Annotated in this window: 28 protein-coding genes and 1 pseudogene; 18 read left to right on the forward strand and 11 right to left on the reverse strand. The window is 64.3% G+C overall.

Annotated features, from left to right (window positions below):
• Positions 1–110: 110 nt before the first annotated feature.
• Positions 111–1,058, forward strand: coding sequence for a LysR family transcriptional regulator (locus HK353_RS05450; protein ID WP_173153527.1), 948 nt, complete (start codon positions 111–113; stop codon positions 1,056–1,058).
• A 765-nt stretch (positions 1,059–1,823) separates the two neighbouring features.
• Positions 1,824–2,783 (forward strand): alpha/beta hydrolase, encoded by a 960-nt coding sequence (locus tag HK353_RS05455; RefSeq protein WP_173153530.1) that lies wholly within the window; start codon positions 1,824–1,826, stop codon positions 2,781–2,783.
• Between the two features lie 311 nt (positions 2,784–3,094).
• On the opposite strand, the gene HK353_RS05460 is transcribed toward HK353_RS05455, so the two are convergent.
• From HK353_RS05460 to HK353_RS05475, 4 genes are read right to left on the reverse strand one after another with little or no spacing between them, the layout of a single operon-like run.
• Positions 3,095–3,589 (reverse strand): mycothiol transferase, encoded by a 495-nt coding sequence (locus tag HK353_RS05460; RefSeq protein WP_173153533.1) that lies wholly within the window; start codon positions 3,587–3,589, stop codon positions 3,095–3,097.
• Positions 3,590–3,634: 45 nt separating this feature from the next.
• Positions 3,635–4,078, reverse strand: coding sequence for an alternative ribosome rescue aminoacyl-tRNA hydrolase ArfB (gene arfB, locus HK353_RS05465; protein ID WP_173154372.1), 444 nt, complete (start codon positions 4,076–4,078; stop codon positions 3,635–3,637).
• A 1-nt stretch (position 4,079) separates the two neighbouring features.
• Positions 4,080–4,685, reverse strand: a complete 606-nt coding sequence (locus HK353_RS05470; protein ID WP_173153536.1) for a 1-acyl-sn-glycerol-3-phosphate acyltransferase — start codon at positions 4,683–4,685, stop codon at positions 4,080–4,082.
• 33 nt (positions 4,686–4,718) lie between these two features.
• Positions 4,719–5,300, reverse strand: coding sequence for a hypothetical protein (locus HK353_RS05475; protein WP_173153539.1), 582 nt, complete (start codon positions 5,298–5,300; stop codon positions 4,719–4,721).
• 47 nt (positions 5,301–5,347) lie between these two features.
• On the opposite strand from HK353_RS05475, the gene HK353_RS05480 reads away from it, so the two are divergent.
• Together HK353_RS05480 and HK353_RS05485 are read left to right on the forward strand one after the other, a co-directional pair.
• Complete coding sequence (locus HK353_RS05480) at positions 5,348–5,764, forward strand: hypothetical protein (RefSeq protein WP_173153542.1); 417 nt, start codon at positions 5,348–5,350, stop codon at positions 5,762–5,764.
• 97 nt (positions 5,765–5,861) lie between these two features.
• Positions 5,862–6,548 carry an SDR family oxidoreductase gene (locus HK353_RS05485; RefSeq protein ID WP_173153545.1) on the forward strand — a complete coding sequence of 229 codons (687 nt, stop codon included), beginning with the start codon at positions 5,862–5,864 and terminating at the stop codon, positions 6,546–6,548.
• Positions 6,549–6,685: 137 nt separating this feature from the next.
• On the opposite strand, the gene HK353_RS05490 is transcribed toward HK353_RS05485, so the two are convergent.
• Positions 6,686–7,324, reverse strand: a complete 639-nt coding sequence (locus tag HK353_RS05490; RefSeq protein ID WP_025778123.1) for a dihydrofolate reductase family protein — start codon at positions 7,322–7,324, stop codon at positions 6,686–6,688.
• A 120-nt stretch (positions 7,325–7,444) separates the two neighbouring features.
• Between HK353_RS05490 and HK353_RS05495 the strand changes: the two genes are divergently transcribed.
• The gene (locus tag HK353_RS05495; protein WP_173153548.1) at positions 7,445–7,957 is read left to right on the forward strand and encodes a winged helix-turn-helix transcriptional regulator; all 513 of its coding nucleotides are present in this window, start codon (positions 7,445–7,447) and stop codon (positions 7,955–7,957) included.
• Positions 7,958–7,968: 11 nt separating this feature from the next.
• On the opposite strand, the pseudogene HK353_RS05500 reads toward HK353_RS05495, so the two are convergent.
• Positions 7,969–8,454, reverse strand: a pseudogene (locus tag HK353_RS05500) (sigma-70 family RNA polymerase sigma factor family protein); the annotation flags it as partial.
• A gap of 74 nt (positions 8,455–8,528) precedes the next feature.
• Here HK353_RS05500 and HK353_RS17555 point away from each other — a divergent pair.
• From HK353_RS17555 to HK353_RS05510, 3 genes are all read left to right on the forward strand, one after another.
• The gene (locus tag HK353_RS17555) at positions 8,529–8,741 is read left to right on the forward strand and encodes a DoxX family protein (protein ID WP_425350538.1); all 213 of its coding nucleotides are present in this window, start codon (positions 8,529–8,531) and stop codon (positions 8,739–8,741) included.
• Positions 8,742–8,839: 98 nt separating this feature from the next.
• The gene (locus HK353_RS05505; RefSeq protein ID WP_173153553.1) at positions 8,840–9,040 is read left to right on the forward strand and encodes a hypothetical protein; all 201 of its coding nucleotides are present in this window, start codon (positions 8,840–8,842) and stop codon (positions 9,038–9,040) included.
• Positions 9,037–9,507, forward strand: a complete 471-nt coding sequence (locus tag HK353_RS05510; protein WP_173153569.1) for an SRPBCC domain-containing protein — start codon at positions 9,037–9,039, stop codon at positions 9,505–9,507. The genes HK353_RS05505 and HK353_RS05510 overlap by 4 nt, the downstream gene beginning before the upstream one ends.
• On the opposite strand, the gene HK353_RS05515 is transcribed toward HK353_RS05510, so the two are convergent.
• A complete protein-coding gene (locus HK353_RS05515; RefSeq protein WP_173153572.1) occupies positions 9,497–10,399 on the reverse strand; it encodes a carbohydrate kinase family protein in 903 nt (300 codons plus the stop codon). The two genes, HK353_RS05510 and HK353_RS05515, sit on opposite strands and share 11 nt — an antisense overlap.
• A 119-nt stretch (positions 10,400–10,518) precedes the next feature.
• On the opposite strand from HK353_RS05515, the gene HK353_RS05520 reads away from it, so the two are divergent.
• The 5 genes from HK353_RS05520 to HK353_RS05540 are packed head-to-tail and all read left to right on the forward strand — an operon-like array spanning position 10,519 to position 15,284.
• Entirely contained in the window at positions 10,519–10,977 is a 459-nt protein-coding gene (locus HK353_RS05520; RefSeq protein WP_173153575.1) for a DUF2695 domain-containing protein, read from the forward strand.
• A gap of 27 nt (positions 10,978–11,004) precedes the next feature.
• Positions 11,005–12,165 carry a nucleoside hydrolase gene (locus HK353_RS05525; protein ID WP_173153578.1) on the forward strand — a complete coding sequence of 387 codons (1,161 nt, stop codon included), beginning with the start codon at positions 11,005–11,007 and terminating at the stop codon, positions 12,163–12,165.
• Positions 12,162–13,040, forward strand: coding sequence for a histidine kinase (locus HK353_RS05530; RefSeq protein ID WP_173153581.1), 879 nt, complete (start codon positions 12,162–12,164; stop codon positions 13,038–13,040). The genes HK353_RS05525 and HK353_RS05530 overlap by 4 nt, the downstream gene beginning before the upstream one ends.
• Entirely contained in the window at positions 13,037–13,876 is an 840-nt protein-coding gene (locus tag HK353_RS05535; protein WP_173153584.1) for an energy-coupling factor transporter transmembrane component T family protein, read from the forward strand. Before HK353_RS05530 ends, HK353_RS05535 begins: the two co-directional genes overlap by 4 nt.
• Position 13,877: 1 nt before the next feature.
• Positions 13,878–15,284: an ATP-binding cassette domain-containing protein gene (locus HK353_RS05540; RefSeq protein WP_173153602.1), complete on the forward strand. Its 1,407-nt coding sequence runs from the start codon at positions 13,878–13,880 to the stop codon at positions 15,282–15,284.
• Between the two features lie 39 nt (positions 15,285–15,323).
• Here HK353_RS05540 and HK353_RS05545 read toward each other — a convergent pair whose 3' ends face one another.
• Positions 15,324–15,611: a YrhK family protein gene (locus tag HK353_RS05545; RefSeq protein ID WP_139466864.1), complete on the reverse strand. Its 288-nt coding sequence runs from the start codon at positions 15,609–15,611 to the stop codon at positions 15,324–15,326.
• 113 nt (positions 15,612–15,724) lie between these two features.
• On the opposite strand from HK353_RS05545, the gene HK353_RS05550 reads away from it, so the two are divergent.
• From HK353_RS05550 to HK353_RS05565, 4 genes are all read left to right on the forward strand, one after another.
• Positions 15,725–16,366 carry a hypothetical protein gene (locus HK353_RS05550; RefSeq protein WP_173153607.1) on the forward strand — a complete coding sequence of 214 codons (642 nt, stop codon included), beginning with the start codon at positions 15,725–15,727 and terminating at the stop codon, positions 16,364–16,366.
• A gap of 60 nt (positions 16,367–16,426) precedes the next feature.
• Positions 16,427–17,182, forward strand: a complete 756-nt coding sequence (locus HK353_RS05555; protein WP_245395813.1) for a PepSY domain-containing protein — start codon at positions 16,427–16,429, stop codon at positions 17,180–17,182.
• Entirely contained in the window at positions 17,175–17,834 is a 660-nt protein-coding gene (locus tag HK353_RS05560; protein ID WP_173153610.1) for a thymidine kinase, read from the forward strand. Before HK353_RS05555 ends, HK353_RS05560 begins: the two co-directional genes overlap by 8 nt.
• A gap of 102 nt (positions 17,835–17,936) precedes the next feature.
• Positions 17,937–19,727 carry a DUF222 domain-containing protein gene (locus tag HK353_RS05565; protein WP_217278291.1) on the forward strand — a complete coding sequence of 597 codons (1,791 nt, stop codon included), beginning with the start codon at positions 17,937–17,939 and terminating at the stop codon, positions 19,725–19,727.
• A gap of 34 nt (positions 19,728–19,761) precedes the next feature.
• On the opposite strand, the gene HK353_RS05570 is transcribed toward HK353_RS05565, so the two are convergent.
• Complete coding sequence (locus HK353_RS05570; protein ID WP_173153613.1) at positions 19,762–20,406, reverse strand: uracil-DNA glycosylase family protein; 645 nt, start codon at positions 20,404–20,406, stop codon at positions 19,762–19,764.
• A 23-nt stretch (positions 20,407–20,429) separates the two neighbouring features.
• Between HK353_RS05570 and HK353_RS05575 the strand changes: the two genes are divergently transcribed.
• Positions 20,430–20,945: an SRPBCC family protein gene (locus tag HK353_RS05575; RefSeq protein WP_173153616.1), complete on the forward strand. Its 516-nt coding sequence runs from the start codon at positions 20,430–20,432 to the stop codon at positions 20,943–20,945.
• A gap of 36 nt (positions 20,946–20,981) precedes the next feature.
• Here HK353_RS05575 and moeB read toward each other — a convergent pair whose 3' ends face one another.
• Both moeB and HK353_RS05585 read right to left on the reverse strand, forming a co-directional pair.
• A complete protein-coding gene (gene moeB / locus HK353_RS05580) occupies positions 20,982–22,196 on the reverse strand; it encodes a molybdopterin-synthase adenylyltransferase MoeB (protein WP_173153619.1) in 1,215 nt (404 codons plus the stop codon).
• A complete protein-coding gene (locus tag HK353_RS05585; RefSeq protein WP_173153622.1) occupies positions 22,193–22,960 on the reverse strand; it encodes a thiazole synthase in 768 nt (255 codons plus the stop codon). Before HK353_RS05585 ends, moeB begins: the two co-directional genes overlap by 4 nt.
• Position 22,961 lies beyond the last annotated feature (1 nt).

The raw sequence follows: 22,961 nt of genomic DNA on the forward strand, positions 1-22,961 counted from the left end.
GGTGGGTGTTCGGCCGGTTGCGGTCGCTTGCATGTCTGTGATCCATCCTGCCCGTCCCCGGCGGTCATCAGGTAACTCGGGGGAACTATGGATTCCTATAGTCTTGGACTATGTCTCGAGGCCTGAAGAACATCACGCTGCTGCAACTCCAGTACTTCATCGAGGTCGCCTCGGAGGGGTCGATCACCGCCGCCGCCGATCTTCTCTATGTCTCCCAGCCGACCATGTCTGCCGCGATGAAGGACCTGGAGACTCGTGTGGATCGCGCTCTGCTCATCCGATCCGCCCGCGGGGTGACTTTGACTGACGACGGTGTGGAGTTCCTCGGCTATGCCCGGCAGGTCGCCGAACAGGTGGAACTGCTCGAACAGCACTACTTAGGGCGCCCACCGTCACGGCGTCTGCTCGGAGTCTCGGCGCAGCACTACTCGTTCGTCGTCGATGCTTTCGTTCGGATGGTCAAGTCCAGCGATGCCGCCGAGTACGAGTTCTCACTGCGAGAGACGCGTACCTGGGACATCATCGAAGACGTTCGCACGCTCCGCAGTGAGCTCGGCATCCTCTACCGCAACGACTTCAACAGGAAGGTCATCGACAAACTGCTGCGAGATTCCGGGCTCGCGTTCCACCCGCTCTTCCTCGCCTCCCCGCACATCTTCATCTCTCGTACGAACCCACTTGCCTCCCACCGCCGCGTCACCCTTGACGATCTCGCCGCCCTGCCTCGGCTCACTTTCGACCAGGGGGCGAACAACTCGTTCTCCTTTGCCGAGGAGATTCTCTCCACCCTGTCGAGCAAGCAGGAGATTCGGGTCTCTGACCGTGCGACCATCTTCAACCTGATGATCGGACTCGACGGCTACACCATCTCGACGGGCATCATCAGCGACGATCTCGATCCGGCCATCGTCGCGATTCCACTCGAGGTTGAGGAACGCATCGAGATCGGCTGGATCGATCATTCGGGGATCCCTCTGACCGAACAGGCGCAACGCTACCTTGACGAAGTTCGGGCCGTCGTCGGCGGTTTCGGCATTGCGCTGCTCGATCAGCCGTGACCGAGGATAGCGCCGAGGCGGTTCCCTCGACCCGCGAAGGCCGTCAGTTCGTCTGTTCGCAATCCGGATGCGATCGTCGGGACTGTCCGTGCACAGTGATCTGACCGCCCCCGAACGGGTAGCCGACGCCACCGTCCCGCTCACAAAAACTCAATTCGCGCAGGTACGGACTCATGCCGACCGTCTCTGCCGTCGGCGATCCCGCTGACCGGATGCAGGCTGCAGACCGAGCCATCACAGCGGCACTCTTGCAGCGCGCGACTTCGGCAGGACTCCTGGCAAACCGGGTTCTCGATGAGATGCGCCCTCGCCGGCCACCGACCTGAACCGTCGCCGTTCGTTTCGAACGATTCGTTCACGACCCTTCGTCAATGTGAGGTCCGGTGAGATCCTTGTCTGAGATAGAGTGACCCCTGACCTCTGCAGGTGACCGCCACCATGAGCTCTGCTGCAGAGGGAATCTCAACCCGAAAGGTCGGAAGGCGAGGACCGAAGATGACAGCCTGCAAGAGTTCGTCACGCTCTTCGGCGCAACTGCGCGTCGCCAAGACAGTTCGGGCAACGGTCCTCATCCTCGCGCTCGTGCTCGGTGCGATCGCTACGGTCATCGGCCTGGCATCGCTCATTCCCGGGCTTGGCCCAGTCAGTTCCGCTGCGGCTCGGTTTGCGCCGACGATTGCGCCGATAGTGACTGTGATCGGAGCGATTGTGCTCGGGTTCGGAATCGTTTGGCTGCGCCGAGGCCGTCGATGGACCGGAGCTGCAATGACAGGATTCGGAGTGGTGGGCACGATCGCGAATCTGGCGGTCGTCATTGTGCTCCTCGTTGCCATCACCTCGGCCGGTGGTTCGGTGAACTTGTTCACTGCGACGTTCGGGCTCTCGGCGATCGACTCGGCATCGCCTGATCGCAAGGAAGTGTACGACAAATCCAGCTCAGGCGATGACCTCTCCGTATCGATCTACGAACCTGAGAGAGCGAAGGGTTCAGCTCCGACGATCATGTACGTCCACGGAGGCGGTTGGATCGCAGGCGAACCGGACGCAGCGAGTTCAGAGCTGCGCGAACTCGCTGATCGCGGCTACCTGGTCGTATCGGTCGAATACGAACTCGCCACCCTGGATAACGCAACCTGGCAGAGCGCACCGTCGCAGGTCGCCTGCGCGGCAAGCTGGATTCAGACCCACGCAGACACGATCGGTGCAGATACCGATCGTCTAGCATTCTGGGGCGAGAGTTCGGGCAGCAACTTGGTCGCCAATACCGCCGGTGCCGCAGCTCAAGGCGAGGCCGAATCGTCCTGCGGTGGGACGGTTCCGGTTCCGGCAGCGGTCATTGCCGACTACCCCGCGTTCGACGTGACGGGCCTCTATGAGAACGCATCCACCGGGCCCGGTGCGGGATCCGGCACGCGCCTGTTCGCGACCAGCTACACAGGTGGCACACCAGAGGAATATCCGGAACGCTACTCAGCGGCCGATTCCGTCACGCATCTGAAAGCACCCGCACCGCCGGTGCTCATGATGACTGCGATGCGCGATGACGTCATCACCCCATCAGACCAGCTCGAATGGGCCGAATCGGCCCGAAGCCGCGGAGTCGACGTCAGGACCGTGAAAGTTCCCCTCGCCAATCATGCATACACGCAGAAGGCGAAGAACTCAATCGGCAGCCAGGGACACCTGAGCATCGCAGAGGCCTACTTATCCGAGCAACTTCGCTAGCCACACGTCTGTTGTTGATCTCGGCCGCCCTGTCGGGGAGGGGTGCCGTATCGAGGTCGAATCCTCGGCTTTTCCCGCGCCCTCATTGACCGCTGACCGCTGGCGTTCCATGGCCGAAGGTCACGCTTACAAGATAGCCGGATGCATCGTCGGCTTTACCGCCGACGGCGCTCCAACCGGTGCTACAACCGTCTGGTCGGCGGGCCCCGGGCGCCCCGGCGTCATCGAACACCGCCGCCGTCGCCATCTACTGTGCGGCTGGGATGAGCATCCTCGACGAAGTCAGAGACTTCTGTCGACCCTGAACCGCTTCAAGCAGTCGCACCCGCGATGAACGCCGCCTGCGCGACATGTTGGATCGCATCATCGATGATCGAGACCATGCGAACGCCGCGAGTGACTGCAGGGGTCCAGTTCTCGTCGACGATCTCATCGAAATCTTCCTCGGACAGCGTCCCCACGTAGTCAGTGAACGCGTTCAATGTGTCGTGAAGATAGTCGACGAGGAGCTGCTGATCGTCCACGCGGATCTCGGCTGCCTGTTCCGGGGTGTGGCCGAGACCGAAGCCGTCGCCGGCATCCCCGAGTCCGAATCGATCCCGGAAGTCCCCCCACCGCTGAGGACGGCCGGTGAGGTCCGAAAGCTGCACATCGACCTCGCGGCCGCTGTGCCAGAGCAGCCAGGCGACGGAATTCGGATGACCGCCCAGATGGCTGTTGAGCTGTTCGGGGGAGAGATCAGGCAGGGCTTGAGCCGCCTGGAGGGGACGCTGGGACAGGTCGGTGAGAATGTCGATGCTGTTCATGTCGCCCATTCTGCTCTTCACGGCAACCGCTGTCACCACCGGGGCTCAATCGAGACGGGGCCTTCGACGGTTGCGTTTGATCTCCGAGCGCCGCTGTTCGGTCCGGACTCGGCGACGACGGGAATTGCGGGACGGCTTCGTTGCTCGCCTCTGCACCGGCGGAGCCAACGCTTCACGCAGCAGCTGCGCCAGCCGCGTACGTGCGTCCTGACGATTCTTCAGCTGCGACCGCTGCTTTTCCGAAGTCACAGTGACCACGGTGCCCGACAGACGTGGTGTCAATCGACTGAGCACTCGCTCGCGTTGAACCTCGGTGAGGAAACTTACAGCGGCCAGGTCGAGGCTCAGCTGCACCCGTGAATCGGAGGTATTGACGTGCTGGCCACCCGGGCCGGATGACCGGGAGAACTGTTCGGACAGGTCGGATGCGGGGATGACCAGCCCGGCGGGGATCCCCGGCCCTGCGGGGACGCGCAGATCACCGTCCATCTCAGTTCGGCTCCGCTTCGCCTTCGCGATCGTCACCGGCGGAGTCTTCTTCGCGCAGCCTCGGCGTGATCTGCAGGTGCGAGCGGATTCCACGCTTGTCGGCGTAGAATTCGCGGATCCGATCCATGTCCGCAGCGATGTCGCCGGTCATCTCCAAGGTCGGGCCCAGCCCCGTCGTCCGGGTCGCGGTATCCAGGTAGCCCAACGTGACTGGCATTCCCGTTGCCATCGCGATGCGATGGAACCCGGATTTCCAATGAGTGTGTCCGCTGCGGGTGCCGTCCGGGGTGATGACGAGCGCGAAGACCTCACCGTCACGCATCCGGTCGACCACCTCGGTGACGATCTTGCTCGGATCCGACCGATCGACGGGAATCCCACCGAGTCCCCGCATGATCGGCCCCCGCCAGCCGGTGAACAGGGAATGCTTACCCAGCCAATGGACGTCGACGCGCATGCGCCACGCGATCGCGAGCATGACGACGAAGTCCCAGTTCGAAGTGTGCGGAGCGCCGACGAGGATGGTCGGACGGTCCGGAGCGGGCTCGGTCACGAGGTTCCACTTGCTGAAGGACCAGAAAGCGCGAGCGAGGAGGGGTCGGATCATGAACCCAACGGTAAGGCAAGAGGATGTGTGGGCCTATCGGTGTCCATGAACGTGTGGTGCGAAACGGGCTTGAGCGGCTCTCAGCACCGGGAAGAGCCGGCGGTGGGAGAGGACGAATCCGGTTCTGACAAGCACTCGCGGATTGAGCCCGCGTCCGATGAGTCGGCGGGTTGCCTCTTCGGTGAGCATATAAGCGAGCACCTTCGGGCCTGGAGACACCGCCGATTCGAAGACCACGGACTCGATATCGTGCCAGGGCAACAGAGTCCCGGGCAGAACCTCACCACGCCGGGCCAACTCGACGCCGGTGGGGGAGACGACGAGGGATTCGTGCCTGCGCAGCCTCACGAATACGCCGATCGGTGCGACGACGAGGCATCCGATGATGCCAGCGACGATTGCCCACATGCGCAGGTTCGCAACGATGACCCACGGGCTGCCTCCGTCATCGAGAGTTGCAGTGACAATGTAGACGAAGAAGACGAGCAGACCGACTCCGAGCGGGACCGCGATGGCCAAAGCAGTGAAGACGTTGCGTTTCGAGGAAGGGATGACGACCTGCTGTCCACGCTCGAGCCGGCGCACGACGGCGGCGGGAGAGAAATCGTCGGTCATGGTCGCCAGAATACCTGCGGCAGGCGGTAGGCTCCGATACGCTCGCCGTGGCGATCGACGGCCCCGGACTCACCCTGCCCGGTCGAGTTCTCTTCGCTGCATCCGTGTCGACCGGTCGCGTGGTGCGTCACCTGCGGCAGGAAGAGGGCACGATCTCCATCGACGAAGGCGAACCGCTCGCTGCGGAATCCGAATTCCTCGTCTCCGCCGACGCTTCCGCGGACAGCGACGAGATCGAGAATGGAGAGACCGCCGACGAGGTGGAGATCGACGGAGATCTGCTCATCCAACGCCTGCCCGTCCCCGCCGGAATGCGCGAAGACACCGATCTCTTCGCGCTCACCGGCACCGCCTTCGCTCGCTCGTCCGGTCGCGAGTTCGGTGAGTCCCAGTCGCCGACCGGTGACCCCGCAGCTTTGGCACCGGCCAAGCGCGGATTCTTCACCCGACTCTTCGGCCGCTGACCCCCAGTGCCTTGGTCGCCTCGCCGCCTGTCGGGAATATTCACCGCCGAGGTAACGCTGTACCGAGCACCAATCATCACCGACAACGGAGGTAGATATGTCTGATTCAGCTCGTGTCGTCATTCTCGGCGGCCATGGAAAGATCGCACTTCTGGCCGCGCCCAAGCTCAAGGCCGCAGGCTTCGCCGTCGACTCGGTGATCCGCAACCCCGACCAGTCATCCGATGTCGAAGCCGCAGGGGCCAACCCAGTCGTCCTCGACATCGAAACCGCCGACACCCAGGCGCTCGCCGACCTGTTCGCAGGAGCCCAGGCTGTCGTGTTCTCCGCCGGAGCCGGCGGCGGCAGCCCGGAGCGGACGAAGGCCGTCGACCTCGAAGCAGCCAAGCGATCCATCGACGCCGCCGAACAGGCCGGGGTCAAGCGCTTCGTCATTGTCTCCTACGCCAGCGCCTCCGTCGACTCGGACCGCGTCGACCCGGAGAGCTCCTTCTACCCCTACGTGCAGGCCAAGAGCGGTGCCGATGAGCACCTGCGAGCAAGCTCGTTGGACTTCACGATCCTCGGACCCGGCGGTCTGACCCTCGAGCCCTCCAGCGGCAAGGTTCTCATCGCCGATGCGGCCGGCGACCTCGATGGTCAGACGCCGGCCGACGATGTGCGGGTGACCTCACGCGACCTCGTCGCCGACGTCATCACCCACGTCATCGCCGAGTCCGCTGCGGTGCGCGAGACCGTGAACTTCTATGACGGGCAGACTCCCATCGCCGAGGCGATCCGCTGACCTGAGTCCGACCGCTCCGAGCCGTCACCCGGGTCCGAGCGGCCCACTGACCCGATGGCCCGCCGTTCCGATAGGGAACGGCGGGCCATCGGCATTGTCGCACCGGCAGGGACCGGACCCCTGAGTCCTCGGGCAGATCAGCCTCGGTGATTCCACAATTGATGGGTCAGGCCGCTGGCCGTGGTGAGGCTCTCGATCGTGAAATCCTTCTCAAGTCCCTCGAGGCCCTCCCAGAGCCAGACCCCGCGGCCGAGGGTGACCGGGACGATGACGAGGTGCATGAAGTCGACGAGGCCGTCCGCAAGGAACTGTCTGACCATTGAAGGACCGCCGCCGATGCGGACATTGCCGCCGTCAGCGGCAGCGCTCGCCTCGGCCAGTGCCTCCGCGGGCGAGGCGTCGATGAAGTGGAAACTCGTGCCGTTGTCGAACTCCATCGGCTCCCGCTGATGATGAGTGAGAACGAAGCACGGGGTCTTGAACGGCGGCTCCTCACCCCACCAGCCACGCCAGCCGTCGTCAGGCCACGGCCCAGTCTGGGGGCCGAACTTCTTCCGGCCCATGATCTCGGCTCCGATACCCTGCCCCCACATGGCGAACAGAGCGCGGTCTGCGGTCACCGGGGCGTCGACCTTGTCCACTCCCTCGATGCCGCGGCCGTCAAAGAAAGAGAACAGTGCTTGGGCTTCGCCGATCGGCTGATCGAAGGTGACGAACTCGCCGGCAGCGAATCCGTCGAGGGAGACGAAGAGGTTGTTGACACACGCTTTGGCCATGTGCACTCCAATGTGATGGTTCGGCTGATGTCGTCAGTCCGGCGAATTGCGTGGGTTCCGGGGAAGTGGACCCAGTGTAAGATTAAGTAGTTTCAGAATGCAATCACTGGAGGTGGGGCAATGCCTGCACAGCCGCGTTCAGGATGTGCGATCAATGCCGCCGTCGAGGTCCTCGGTGACAACTGGTCGCTCATCGTCCTGCGCGACATCATCTTCGGCAATCGTCGGCACTTCCGTGAGCTGCTCACCTGCAATGATGAGGGCATAGCCTCGAACGTGCTCGCCAGTCGTCTGAGGAAGCTCATCGACGAAGGGCTGCTGACAAAGGCGGAAGCCGCACGCGGGCAGCGAGCCCAGTACACCCTCACCGAGGCTGGAATCCAGACTCTGCCGGTCATGGTCGCCCTCGGAACGTGGGGGATGACCCACCGGGAGACCTCACCGGAGCTGACGATCCGATCCAGAACCATGGCCGATGACCCCCAAACCATGGCCGATGACCCCCAACTCGTCGCCGGTCTCATGGATGAGCTTCGAGAGACCCACCTCGGGGTGCCGCGCCCGAATCCTGACGAACCGCGTTCCTCGGAGCGACTGCAGGCCGCCTACGAGGCGGAGATCTCCGGAAGCTGATTCGGGTGGGGCTACTGCCCGGGCAGTCTCAGTCGCTCCAGCAGCTTCCTTGAGGTGATCGAGACGATGCCGACCAAGCTGCCGTCCGCCTCGGTGCATGCCATGAGTACCAAACGGTGACCGCATGCGGTCAGAACGAGCAGACCCGGCTCGCCGTTGACGTCGACCTTGCGAACTTCGATCCTGTCCGGATCGCCGCGCCGAATCGCTGCGAGCACTTCGTTCGCACCCATCCGGACCATGTGGCCGCGGGCGTTGCTGCGGTGCCACGTCAGTCCAGGGTTGAGAAGGTGCAGCAGAGCGTCGAAGTCTCCAAGCCGTGCGGCAGAGAGGAATGCGTCGACGACAACGCGACGCTGTGAGAGTTCTCCGGCCGGTGGTGGTGTGTCCTTGACCTTGCGCCGGGCCCGACTGGCGGCCATCTTCGCGGCGCCTTCCGAGGATCCGATGACGGCCGCGATTTCGGCAAAGGGCACTGAGAACATGTCGTGGAGGACGAACGCGACTCGCTACTCCGGGCGCAGGGTGCGTCTTCAGAGTGACAGTCCGCGCGGGCTCTTCCGGCAAAAGAGTGATCGGACTGATCGTGCCGCAGCCGGCGGGAATCCTCCCGGTTCTCTCGCCGATCGCGGCGTGTGGACTCATGCTGGTGATGGCAGGGGCGACGCCACGATTTCGGCGCAGCGAATGGGGCCTGATGGCGGGGAACACTGCATACCGGCTGGTGTTTGCGCTTCTCGCATGGGGCCGGTCTGCGTTGGCCCCGTTCGGGGGTTTGAGCTGAACATCGGTCTTGTTCCCAGGGCCGATATGTGGTTCCATGAAATAAGTGATTGCAGGCTGCAATCACTTAATCTCAAGACTGATCCCGAAGGAGCGATCATGATCACAGGACTCATGGCCAATATCGTTGTCACCGGTGAGAAGGAATCGACCGAATGGTATTCCCGACTCTTCGAAAGACAGCCGGATGACAAGCCCATGGCGGGGCTGGCCCAATGGCTCTTCGACGAGAGTTTCGGAATCCAGATCTGGGAGGACCCGCAGCGAGCCGGACGGAAATCAGGTGGTGTTCTTCGGTGAGTGAGGCAGCATCCGACCAGGGCGCGCCGGTGACCGCGAGGATCAGCCTCGGCGCTGATTTCGAGCATCCGGTCTCGAAGGTCTGGAACGCCTTCGCCGATTCGGATCAGCGCGTGCAGTGGGGAGTGCCCGAGGGAGAGGAGATGGTCTGCGACATCGACGAATTCCGTCCGGGCGGAGCGATCCGGGCCCGCTGCGGGCCACCGGGAGAACTCGATTTCGTCTCCACCGGGCAGTACTGCTCACTTGCGCCGGGACGTCACATCGCCACAACGGAGACTCTCACCAAAGACGATGAGATCCTCTCGACGGCCAACATCACCTGGACCCTGACCGCTATCCCGACAGGCACCCGGGTCGAGCTCGTCGACCAGGTCGTGTCCTTCGTCGGTCAGGGAATGATCGACGGACACCGCAACGGCCACGACATCTGCCTGCGACAGCTCTGCGACTTCCTCAGTTCCTGAGATCCGCGGCCCACGGCAGATCCGCACCCTCACAGCTGACCGTGATCGCCGCAAGCGCCGATGCACGATCTCCCAGGGCCGTGAGCTCTGCCGTGCTGAGATCGGACACAGCGTTCTCCTGAGCATTCAGGTCGTGGATGAGCGAGACCATGAACGTATCCCCGGCCCCGATTGTGTCTTTGACTTCCACCTTCCTTGAGGTCACCGATGCCAGCGCCGAAGCGGTCGCCACGATCGCACCCTCACCACCGCGAGTCATGGCGACCAGATTCGCCCCGAGGCTGAGAAGGCGGTCGACCTGTGCGGACTCGTCGAGATCGGGATAGAGCCAGTTCGCATCGACGTCGCTGAGTTTGAGAACGTCGACTCGACGAGCCAACTCCTCGAATCGCGGCAGCGCTTCTTCGCGGGAGCCGATGATCGACGGTCGGATATTCGGGTCGAAGGAGATGAGCGGACGAGGATGCGTACCGGAAGCCCTGGTCGCAGAGGCGAGGACATCATCGATGACTGCGGAGCCGGGCGAAAGGAATGCCGCAATCGATCCGAAATGCACAACGGAGCGAGGTGCGTCCGTGAGCAGGGAAGAGTCAGGATCCCACCGCAGGTGGAACTCGTACTCGGCCTCGCCGTCATCGGCGAGGCGAGCCAGAGCAGTGGACGTGGCGCCACGTGGTGAGGCGAGCACAGTGACCTGAGACTTCTGAAGATGAGCGAGGAGGAATCCGCCATGGAAGTCATCACCGACATCGGTGAGGAACTCGACATCGTCGCCGAGGCGGCCCAGCCCGAGAGCGACATTGGCTGGAGCTCCACCCGGTGCATATCGGTTTGGACTCCCGGGCGTGCTGACGATGTCGATGAGGGCCTCACCGATGACGAGAATGCTCATGGGCACGATTCTAAGGTGAAAAGTCTTCTCCATCTGTGACCTGCAGAAATAGGACGTAAATCGGAGAATTAAGCCAATCGAACGCGTTTCGTGTCAGTGCCGTCTGGAACCGTGTGGCCATGGACAAGAACACCATTGACGACGACGTCAGAACGATCATCGACGAGGAGACCGCCCGTGTCTTCGCCCCGCGCCCCGGCGAATGCCTGGCCTGCTACGTGTTCCGACAACTCGGAGAATTCGGCTGCAACGGCACCCACCGGTTCGTGGAAGGCTTCCGCGACCGTACGGCTCCACGCGCCACGGCACTGCTCGCGCGGCTGAGCCGCATGGGTGCCTGCTGCTGCGACTGTGAAATGTTCCTCAACGCCTTCACCTTCGCCGCCAAACCGTGGATCACCAGCATGCCGTTCGGTGAGGTCATCGGCACTCCCTTCGCCAGTGAGGAAGCCATCGACATGAGAGAAAGGTTCGGAATCGACGAACCTCCCTCGACGAAGCTCTACCTCTGCTGCCGACTGGTGACACGGGGATCCACCCAAGCCTGCGGAAACTGGGCCCGCATCCGACGGTGGTGACACAGCCGGATCCGGCAGAATAGAACCATGCCTGCCGCTCTGCCGCTCTTCCTCGACTGCGACCCCGGAATCGACGATGCTATTGCACTGGCCTACCTTTGCTGCCAAGACGACGTCGACGTAGTCGGCATCGCCGCATCCGGGGGCAACGTCGCCACCGCACAAGTCGTCGAGAACACCCGCGGGTGGCTGTCGCTGGCCGGACGCAGCGACATTCCCGTCCACGCCGGCCACAGCCTTCCGCTGGCACGGCGGGTCCTGCGGATGGATCCGCAGGCAGCGGAGACGGCAACGGGCGAAGCCCTGGAATATGCCGACCTCACCCATGGCGAGACTGGGCGGGGATATGCGCGGCTGCCGGCCCCGAGCACGCCGGTGAGTTCGGTGACGGCGGCTCAGGCCTGGGTCGATGCTGCCCACGCCCATCCCGGACAGCTCCTCGGTGTCGTCATCGGTCCAGCCACGAATCTCGCCCTGGCCCTCGAAATCGACCCGGAACTCCCGAGCCTGTTCAAACGTCTCTTCATCATGGGCGGAGCGTTCAACTACCGGGGCAACACCCGCCCGACGACGGAATGGAATGTCACCTTCGACCCCGAGTCCACCGCCCAGGTGCTCGCCGCTTTCGACCGCACCGAACAGGAGGAGAGACTGGCCCACCTTCCAGTCATCGCCCCGATCGAAGCGACCGAAGCCGTTGAGATGACACCCACGCGTCTCGCCACCATCCTCGACGGAGCCTCTGCCGATGGTGCCGATGACCGATGGCAATCAGTACTCGCACAACTGGCCGAGGCGCTTCGGTTCTACTTCGAATTCCACGAAACCGACGGGCTCGGCTACCTCGCCCACATCCACGACCCGTTCGTTCTCGCCTGCGCTTTGTCCTGGGCGCGAAAGCACACCACTGCGTCGACCGGAACAGGTCCCGAAGAATCGGACTCCGACGTCCGGGAAGCATCCGCCCCGGTGCCCGTGAGGGGAAGTGCGGGGGACCTGCCATGGGCGTCGACGCTGTGGGCACCTGTCGATGTCGAACTCACGGGTACACTCACACGAGGCGAAACCGTCGCCGACTGGCTGGGGCGGTGGGGCCGCCCCGTGAACGCAGAGATCATCCGCGCCATCAACGCTCCTGCCTTCCTCGACCACCTCAGCGCCACCCTGATGAAAGGACCACCCGCATGACCGCACACTCCAGACAGTCTGGGCAGGGGCCGACCACCACGGTCGGTCCCGAACAAAACCGCAACCGCACTCTTCCCCTCATCCTCACACTGCTCGGCACCCTCATCGTCATCGGCACCTACGTAGCCGTACTCCTCACCCAACCTGCCAACCTCGGCGTAGACCTCGGATACACCACTCTGTGGGTCATGCTCGGCTATCTCGGCGGAGGAGTTCTGCTCGCCGCAGGCACTCTCCCGCTCATTCCTCGCAGCGTTCTCGCGCTCATCCCGGTCGCCATCGCCCTCAACGTCGTCGTCGGCCAGATCATCGGCAACTACACACCCGTGCCCCTTTACCTCGACTCCATCGGAACCGTGCTCATCGGCGTCCTTGCGGGCCCAGCAGCAGGTGCCTTCACGGGAATCATCTCGAACCTCATCTGGGGCGTGGCTCTGAGCCCCAGCGTCATCGCCTTCAGCTCCGGTGCCGCCTTCATCGGCGCTGCCGCCGGCTGGGCAGCAAGGCTCGGAGTCTTCCGCACACCCTGGACCGCGATCATCGTCGGCGCCGTCGCCGGTGTTCCCGCCGGCGCCATCGGAGCACCCGTCGCCGCCTATGTCTTCGGCGGCGGGCTGGGTGCCGGCACCGGGGGAGTCGTCGCGATCCTCCAAGCGGCAGGACTCGAGATGTTCAACGCCACCTTCGCTCAGAGCATGGTCTCCGACATCGTCGACAAGGCGCTCATCTTCGCCCTCGCCTATGTCGTCATCCAGTCGCTGCCCAAACGCATCGTCGGTCGCTACGAGTTCGCCGCTCACAGTCGCCCCCGGACGAAGAAGACCGACGGCCCTGATCTGACCAAACAGGCCGAATCGGCACAGCCGGCGGAATGAGTCCCGCCTCTTCCGACACGCACACCGCCGTTGACGCTGCTGAGGCTCACCGCCCGAAGCGTCGTCTGCACCCTGCCACGGAATTGACCATCCTGGCCTGCAGCCTGCTGCTCGTCTTCGGAATCCCCTCTCCGATCGTGCCGGTCATCATCCTGACCGGCACGGTCGTGACCGTGACAGTCTCACCCGTCGTTCGACTGCGGGCATGGGCGATGACAGTAGGTCTCCTGTGCCTGCCGACTCTGGTTGTGCTCATCGTCGTGCAGGGGCTGTTCTACCCCGGAACCGATGTGCATGTGCTCAGGCAGGCCGGACCCGCTCGCCTCAGCGTCGAAGGACTGAGCATCGCCGTCCAGATCTGGCTGCGGGTGAGCGCCTTGATCGGGCTGTGCGCGCTGTTCGGTCTGGGTGCCGACTCCGCTCGCCTCTTCGACGGACTGCGTCGACTTCGTCTGCCCTCGGCAGTCGCCTATATGTGCGCCTCTGCCATCGGTCTCATCCCAATGATCGGCGCACGCACCCGACACATCATCGAAGCCAGACAGGCCCGCGGCTGGGCCACCGACTGCTGGCGGGTGCGCATCCGACTGCTGCCTGGAATCGTCACAGGACTCGTCACCGCGATCCTGCTGACCGTCGACCAACGTCACGACGTGCTCGAATCCAGCGGACTCAATGCGAACGCGACCGCGACTGCGCTCCAGGACCACACGGACGGGACAGGGCAGAGCCTCCTGCGGATACTGACTCCGCTCGTGACCATCGGACTCATCGTCGCCTCGGTGACGGGAGTCCTCCCGCTGCCGGGCGCCGCGCAGCTGATCGGCGGTGCCTGAGATGACCGTTGCGATCACGGACGCGTGGTTCACCTATCGTGGAGAGGACACTGCCGCGCTGAGCGGAATCACTTTCGACGCTGTCAGCGGCACCATGACCGCAGTGCTCGGACCGCTCGGATCGGGAACGTCGACTCTCTGCCGCCTGTTGGCCGGACAGCTCGTCTCCCGGGGAGCCCTGACCGGCACCATCGACCGGAACGGAACCGTGGCGCTGCTCGGCGATGACCCGGAAGCGCAGCTGAGCGGAATGACCAGCCACGTCGGTGACGAGTCCCAGCTGGCGTGTCGACTGCACGGGCATGATCCGGCCGATGCCCACCGCCGAGCCCGAAACCTGCTCGAGCTCCTCGGCATCGAAGACCTATGGAACCGACGGCTGGACACGCTCTCCGGAGGGCAGAGGCAACTGGTCGCGGTGGCACGGATCCTCGCACCCGGGCCCGACCTGCTCGTTCTCGACCAACCAGCACAGTCCTTGGATCCGCAGATGCGTGTGCGTCTGGCGACAGTGCTGCAGGAATTCTGTGATCGGGGAGGGGGTGTGCTCATCACCGGTCATCAGACCGACGAACTGACCCGGATCTGCGAAGAAGTCCGCTTCCTTGACGCCGGTCGGCTGCAGACGGCGACTCCCACGGTTCGATCCGTCGGGATCTGGGACAGCCGCCCGAACGATGATGCGACCCTCTCGACGGTGCCGAGGTCACAGGCAGATCCGCTGCTCACCGTTCGCGACCTCACCGTGGATCGGGGGAGCAGCCGAATCCTCGACGGCCTTGACTTCGATCTGCGGCCCGGCGAACTCACCTCTGTCACCGGAGCCAACGGGGCCGGCAAGTCCACGCTTCTGCGGGCCCTCCTCGGCCTGCTCGACCGGTCGGCGTCCGTGACGGGGTCGATCACGGTCAGCCGCCTCGGCGAGATGACCCGGTTGGACACCCTGCCCGCCCACGCGCGCAGTGCTCACCTCGGATGGGTGGGACAGGATGCGGGACTGCAGCTCTCCGCCGCCACAGTGGTACGCGAGCTGCTTCACGCCGCGCCGCTGCCGCCGCATCGACGGCGAGACCGAAAGCGAGTGCGCAGCCATCGCCTGTCGGACGCGGACAGCGTCCTCGCCGAGGCGGACCTGACCGGGGTCGCCGACGACCATCCCTTCGACCTCGATGTGGCCAGGCGCAAAGACATCGTCATCGCCTCGGCGCTGATGACCGAGGCGACGGTGCTGCTGCTCGACGAACCGACGATCGGGCGCGATCTCGCGGCGATGAATCAGCTGAACGCGATCATCGATTCGTTCCTCAACCGTGGCGGTGCTGTCCTGGCGACAACGCACGATGAGCGCTGGGCGAACGAGTTCGCGCACCGCAGACTGCGGCTTATCGAAGGGCGAGCCCGGTCATGATGGAATGGCGTAGGGATGCTTGCCAGCGGATGACAGCGGTCAGTAGTCGAAGGAGTCGTCTCCGGCGGCCGCGGGGCTGCGCAATCTCTGCAGGTGCAGATGCCTGATGAGGCGGATCACCGGGCGAATGAGCATCTCGACACTGCCGATGACGAACAGCCAGGTTCCCGAATAGGTCAGTGATTCGGAGAAGAACATGAAGCTGCCGATGAGGAACCACAGGCCGATGAGCACATCATTGGCGATGCTGATCACCTGGTAGCGCTGCCGGACGACGAGTTCCTCCCGTCCGATCCGCAGATGAAGATCCGGATTGTGCTCGGTCAACATTCCCTCATTTCCCGCTGAATCTGTCTCACTGCGAGCCTACCGTCGCCGCCCGGGTACGAACTCCGACCGGCGCCGAATCTCGTGTCAGGGGTTGCCTCTACCGTGAGGACATGGATCAGAAGTCGAAACTGTTCGATTCCCACGCTGCCGAGTCGCTTGACCGTCACTTTCCGATGTCATGGGACCAGCTGCTCGCCGCTGTTCGTCGATCCCCGCAGCTCTCCGCGGTCGAGGCGGCCCACACTGTGAGGCTACGGTCCGATCTCACGACCGATGGGCTCAGTCCTCTGCCGGCAGCCGGCACACCCACCTGGGACGGACTGCACACAGTCATCAACACGCTGCACCGGAAGAACCTGCTGCCGTACGACCTTCCGCACACACGCAGCCCCTCTGTCATGCTCACCCATCTCCTCACCGAACTCGCCCTCTGCCTCTCCGGCCACCGCGGGACAGGGTGCGACCTCGGTGCGGCGGCGGTCGAGCTGCGGGCTGAGGGTGCGCAGGAGCGTTTCGAAACCGAATGCATCACCTGGCTCATCACCGGGCGCCTCGGTGTGAGGGCCGCCGCGACAGGATCACTGAAGGGCTATCTCAAACACGGAGAGCTCATGCCTGAGTTCTCCCGGGACCGGGTGCTGCAGACCGTCGACACGATCGAGGGACTCTTCGGAGGTGCGCTCGCCTTCGGGATCGTGATCCGAGAGGAGATGCCGAGCCTGTTCGAACTCGATGACAGCTTGGCTGTCTGAACCCTGGCAAAGCGCCCTCGACCCTGGTGCCCAGCCGCCCACCGGAGCAGAATGACCATCATGTCCACCTCACCACAGCGCTGGAGCATTGCCACCGTCTACCCCGATATGACGAGGTTCCTTGCTAGCGTGGCAACCATGAAGACGAATCGCATGGCAATGAGTACAGTGGCAGGACTTGCGGCACTCACTCTCGGCCTGGCCGGGTGTGGCGGAAGTGATTCCGGAACCGATGAGACGCAGAACTCGCCCGCGGCAAGCGAATCGGCCCAGGCCAGCCCTGCCGGAGGCGACGAGCAGAGCGAGGACACCGACAACGTCAAGGATGATAAGAACGAATCGTCTCAGGATGCGTCGGGGGAGGGCCTGACCGCTGATGCCGACCTGAGCAAAGAATCGCCGTCCATCAGCGCCGAAGACGCGATCAAGACTGCCGAGGAGGAAGTCGGGAACGGAATCGTTCACGGCATCGAGCTCGACTGGGACGACAAAGAAGAGGCCTGGCAGTACGACGTCTCGATCCTCGACGGCGCCACCGACCACGACGTCGAGATCGACGCCGACTCCGGACAGATCGTCGAACACGAGCAGGATTCGACCGACGACAAAGAAGAGCCCATCGACCTCAACGACCCGATGACCGTCGACGACGCACTCAAACTCGCGCAGGAGAAGGCGTCCGGCAAGCTCGTCGGCTGGAAGCTCGAATACGACGACAGCATGCTGGAATACCAATTCGACTTCTCCGATGGCGGGGAGGAGACGGAAATCACCGTCGACACCGACACCAGACGCGTCACCGTCGACGATGCCTGACACCGGTCGCCTCATCGTCATCGCCGGGCCCATGTTCTCCGGCAAGTCCGAGGAGCTCATGCGCCGGGTGAGGAGGGCGACCATCGCCGGTGTCGCCGTCCTCGTGGTGTCCCATTCGCTCGACACCCGCTCGCCGCTCTCGACGATCACCTCACATATCGGAGCTCACATCCCCGCGGTGCCGCTGTCGGACGTGAACTCCCTCGCCGAGGCGGCCCGCTCTGCCGACTATGATCTCGTCGCCATCGATGAGGCGCAGTTCTTCGGACCCGAGCTCGTCCCCGTTGTCGAGGCGCTCCTTCGCGACGGGATCGACGTCATCGTCGAGGGGCTGTGCGTGACCTTCGACGGAGAGCCATTCGAACCGCTGCCGAGTCTCATGGCCGTGGCCGAAGAAGTGCTCAGGCTCACCGCGGTCTGCACGATCTGCGGCCGCGATGCCGTCTTTCATCAACGGCTCAAAGACTCGCAGCGCGGATCGGGTGCTGCAGAGGCATCGGAGGCGGCCTCGGATGAGGACCCACCGAGTGTTGCCGCCACCGCCATCGATGCCAGCCACGTCGGGGGCCTCGACACCTATGTCGCCCGCTGCCGCGAACATTTTAATCGAGGTCGTGCCACAACGTCAGCCGTCAGCAGTTCTCAGACATAGCCGGTGACAGGACTCTCGCCTTTGCCGGTGGGGTGTTGCTTCTGACATGGGAGAACGTCGGTCAGGATTCTCATGTCAGTGGCGATCGATAGTGTTTTGGGCATGGAAGCAGAGCAGGTTCCAGACGTTCTCACCGAGATCCGTCGGTGGCGTGTCAGTCTGTCCGAGCTGCCCCCGGCGAAGACCGAGGAAGAAGCCATCGATCGCATCACTGCACTCGAGGAACTCGCGTCGGCGAGTGCGGCCGCGCAGGCCCGTGAGACCCTGACGTTCGACATGCTCCGCCGCAATCGCGAAGCCGAAGACGGTGTCGCCAGCAAGAAGCAGGGACGTGGCCTAGGAGCCGAGGTGGCCCTGGCGAGGAAGGTCTCGCGCTCCCGCGGAGACGCACTGTTGAAGTTCTCCCGGACTCTGCTCATGGACCTGCCGAGGACGTTTGCGGCGATGAAGGGCGGTGACATCTCGGAAGAGAAAGCGCGGGTTGTTGCCAAGGAGTCCGACTGGCTGCCGAGGGCGAAGAAGCATGAGCTCGATGAGTGCATGGCCGAACGCCTTTCCGAGGTGGGTGTCAGGCGACTCGGCAACGAGGTGCGAGCGCTTGCGCAGAAGCTCGACCAGCAGGCCGCGGTCGACCACTTGGAACGCTGCATCGAAGAGCGTTCGGTGAGTGTGCGTCCGGCTCCGGGGAACATGGCCTACCTGACCGCGCTGCTGCCGATGCCGCAGGCGGTTGCCGCTTTTGCGAACCTGACGAAATCGGCACAGTCTGTCATCGCCACGGGTGAAGCCGACGGTCGCTCGCAGAGTCAGATCGCGGCAGACCTGCTGGTCGAACGCCTGACCGGGCAGGAATCGGCCAAAGCCGTGCCGACGGAGGTGCACCTGATCATGCAGGCGAGTAGTCTGTTCGCACCGGGGGAGGAATCGGCATGGTTCCCCGGAGTCGGACCGATCCCGGCCGAGGTTGCCAGAGATTTCGTGGCCGAGAATGATGCTCCGGTGTTCCTACGTCGCCTGTACACGCGGCCGGAGGACGGACAGCTTGTGCGGATGGATTCTCGCCGCAGGGAGTTTGCCGGACTGCTCCGGCGCATGATCGTTATGCGTGATGATGTGTGCCGCTCGCCCTGGTGCGACGCGCCGATCAAGCAGGCCGATCACGCGGTCTCCTTCGCCACCGGCGGAGACACCGAATGGGAGAACTCCTCCGGCCTGTGCGCGGCCTGCAATTATGCGAAGGAACTCGCGGGGTGGCGGCATAGGGCAACGCCGGATGCGCTCGAAGTGGTCACGCCTACGGGTCACCGCTACCGCTCGCGCACCAAACCGATCAGCGAGCCCGACCCGGGCCTGGTCGGCGGCGAGAGCGTCGCCGAGACGACTGCTCCGCCGGGTATCCTCGCAGGAACCGGTCCGCCGAACCCGGCAGTCGATTCCGACCCACCAACTGTTGAGGGCGGACCAAGACCACCGGCCGAGACGGCCGAAGACAGCACAGCTGCAGGTCCTGTAGCTGCAGACACCGCACCCGGTTCAGGTGCGCCTGCGTCGGGCGAGTCGTCTGCATCGGGCGAAGCGCCTGCATCAGGAGAGGTCGAGGGTGCTGACGAAGATCCCGACGACCAGCAGCGGCGGATCTTACTGCCGTGGCGGTTCATTCGCCGGGCCGAGCAGCCGCCACCGCTGAGAATCGGCAGCACCACCGTCAGCGTTGATGTCTACGACGCGGACTTCGAGCAGCTGAGCCCGGTCGAGGAGCTGCTGCTCACCGGCATCCGGGAGCATGTCGGATCCCGGCGAGCCGAGGCAGTGGCTGGAGGTCGTGGTGGCAGCCAACCTGCATTCAGCTACTTTTTCCACAATTCTGCTGGGCGGAAGTCCAAAGGCGATTGAACGTGCCCTCCATCCTCGACAACGGGTCTCCGTGTCAGTCGTCGATGCTCTCCCACACCTCGCGCCAGATGCGTGCGAGGTCTGGGATCTGATAGTGGGCGTTGAGGCCGCTCGGCTGCGGAACCACATGCAGCGCCACATCAGCCGGCCACCCGTCGATCAGCGTCGTATCCTGCCGGCCGAGCTGAGCTTTCGGCACCTGAAAGCCGGTGCGGAACGCTGTGATCCCGGCGATCGCGACCGCCCGGGGCCGGATATCGGCAAGACGCTCGATGAGGTGAGCCGCACCTTCACGCAGCTCCTGCCGGGAGAGTTCGTCGGCACGGACAGTGGCTCGCCCCACGAGGTTGGTCAGACCGATTCCATGACTGAGCAGCTGCAGCTCATCCGCAGGCTCGAGCCCGCACGAGGCATCGACTTGGTGATCGGTGAGACCCGCCTGATGCAGAGACGGCCAGAACCGGTTGCCGGGACGTGCGAACGGCGCATTCACCGCGGCCGTCCACAGCCCCGGGTTGATGCCGACGATGAGCAGCTTCAGCCCGGAGGAATCGGTCGGCAGAATATCGTCGATCGCATTCGGGTCGTCCGTGGCGAAAGCCGCGAGATCGTCCTTGGTCGGTTTGCGACCGCCCAGAGGGGATGGCCGACGATTGCTGACGAAGTTGTCCTCACTCACACCTTTCACACTACCGTCGTACCATGAGCCACGATCATGTGACCCCACAGCCCGGAGAGTCCGCACCCTTCCATTTCAACGACCGCTGGATCACCGACGCCGGATCCGAATCGGTGTGGGCGGTTCTGGAACAGGTCGACGAGTGGCCTGGGTGGTGGCCGGGACTGACCGCTGCCGAGAGGGTCGTGGACGCACAGGCCGACGTTGACGCCGCCGATCTGCCGGTGACCCCCGGCCGCCGAGCCCGCCTTCAGGTCCGGGCACCGATCGGGTGGTCTCTTCGGTTCTCCATCGAAGTCGACGAGGTCGCTGCACCCCATCACATCCGGTTCCGGGCGAGCGGTGATCTCCGCGGCGAAGGCCGATGGACTCTGACCGCTACCGAGGGGGTGACAACAATCGATTCTCTGTGGTGCGTGACGACGAGCAGACCGATCATCAGAGCGATGCGACCGCTGTCCGGACTCATGCACGGAGCAGTGATGAGAGCCGGCGAACGGGGGCTGCGATCACGACTGGCCGACCGGTCCGGCTCCTGAGCGAACCGGTACCCAGGTCCTCGAATCTGCCGGTCGCTAGTCTCTCTGGTCTGCCGAGGCCCGACCGGCGGCCTCCCACGCCTCGATGCCCCCGGCAAGAGAACGCAGACGGACTCCGGCCGGCACCGATCCGGACAGAATCCGGACGGCCTCGGCCGATCGGACCCCGGACTTGCAGTGGATGACGATATCGACCGGTGTCTCAGCCCGGCCGGTGGCACCGATCAGCGACTCAAGCACCTGCCACCCGCCGTCTCGGAGGCCGCTGAGGGGCAGGTGCACTGAGCCGGGGATGGCCGCCAGCTCACGTTCCCAGTCCTCCCGCACATCGACGACGGACACATTGTCTTCGACGGACAGGAATTCGGCGACGCCGATCTCATCGGCCGCAGGCTCTGCCATGCCGCCGGCGTCGAGGTCCGCAGCACAGGCGGCAGCCACCTCGGTGAGGTCGGTGACCGGGGGACGGTCGGGATCGGAGGAGAACCGCAGGGTCGAGTACTCCCCGGTCAGCGCCTCATAGCGCAGCAGTCGACCGATGTATGGGGCACCGATGCCGCAGATGAGCTTGATCGCCTCGGTCGCCATCGCCGAGCCCACGGTTCCGCACAGCACTCCGAGGACTCCGCCCTCGGCGCAGTTGGGCACCGAATCGGGTTCGGGGATATCCGGGAACAGGTCGCGCAGCATCGGCCCGTGACCGGGAACGAACGTGCTCACCTGACCGGCGAAGCGGAAGATCGTGCCCCACACCAGCGGGGTGCCGGTGAGTTCGGCGGCATCATTGGATAAGTACCGAGTGGCGAAGTTGTCCGCCCCGTCAACGACGACATCGTGTTCAGCGAAGAGACCGAGCGCATTCTCCGGACTCAGCCGTTCCTCGATCGTGCGCACCTCGAAGCTCGGATCGAGCCGGTGCACGGCATCGGCGGCAGAGACGACCTTCGGTCGGCCCACATCGGCGTCCCGGTGGATGATCTGGCGCTGCAGGTTCGAAGCTTCCACCACGTCATCGTCGATGATCGTGATCAACCCGACCCCGGCGGCCGCGAGGTAGCTGAGGACTGGAGCCCCGAGCCCGCCGGCGCCGATGACCAGCACCGAGGCGGCCCGCAGACGCCGTTGTCCCTCAAGTCCGAAGCTCGGCAGGCTCAGGTGCCGGGAGTAGCGTTCCAGCTCCGTCCGTGACAGAGATTCCACGGGGTCGACGAGAGGCGGCAGCGACGGAGGGTTGGCGGCAGCGGTGGTCATTGTGCTGCGACCATTCCATCGAACGGCGATGACGCCAATGCCAACGGTCGTTTGGGAATCCTCCCGGCTCCGGCCGCCAGATGACCGGCCTCGACAGCCAAAGCCATCGCCCGGGCCATGGCGTGAGCATCGTGGGCGCGGGTGACCGCCGAGGCCAGCAGCACCGCGGTGCACCCGAGCTCCATGGCCAGAGCGGCATCGGAGGCGGTGCCGACACCGGCGTCGAGGATGACGGGCACCTGAGCACGGGAGACGATGGTCTCGACGTTGTGAGGGTTGAGGATGCCCAGCCCGCTGCCGATCGGAGCACCGGCCGGCATCACCACAGCCACACCAGCGTCCTCCAGACGCTTCGCCAGGGCCGGATCGTCGTTCGTGTAGGCGAAGACCGTGAACCCGTCGAGGACGAGCTCCTCGGCTGCGGCGAACAGTTCGATGGGATCCGGCAGCAGGGTGTCCTCATCGGCGATGACCTCGAGCTTCACCCAATTCGTCTCCAGCGCCTCTCGGGCCAGTCGGGCGGTGAGCACGGCGTCTCGGGCCGTATAGCAGCCGGCGGTGTTCGGCAGCACCCGAATCCCCAGACGCTGGAGCATTGTGAACACCGAGTCCCGGGACTCGGCGTCGAACCGGCGCATCGCCACTGTGGTCAGCTCGGTTCCCGAAGCCACGAGTGCGTCTTCGAGGATGCTCAGGGAACTCGCCCCTCCTGTGCCCATCACGAGGCGAGACGCCATCTCCACATCATCGATCGTCCAGGTCATC

Source organism: Brevibacterium permense (genome assembly GCF_013280495.1).
Lineage (GTDB): Bacteria > Actinomycetota > Actinomycetes > Actinomycetales > Brevibacteriaceae > Brevibacterium > Brevibacterium permense.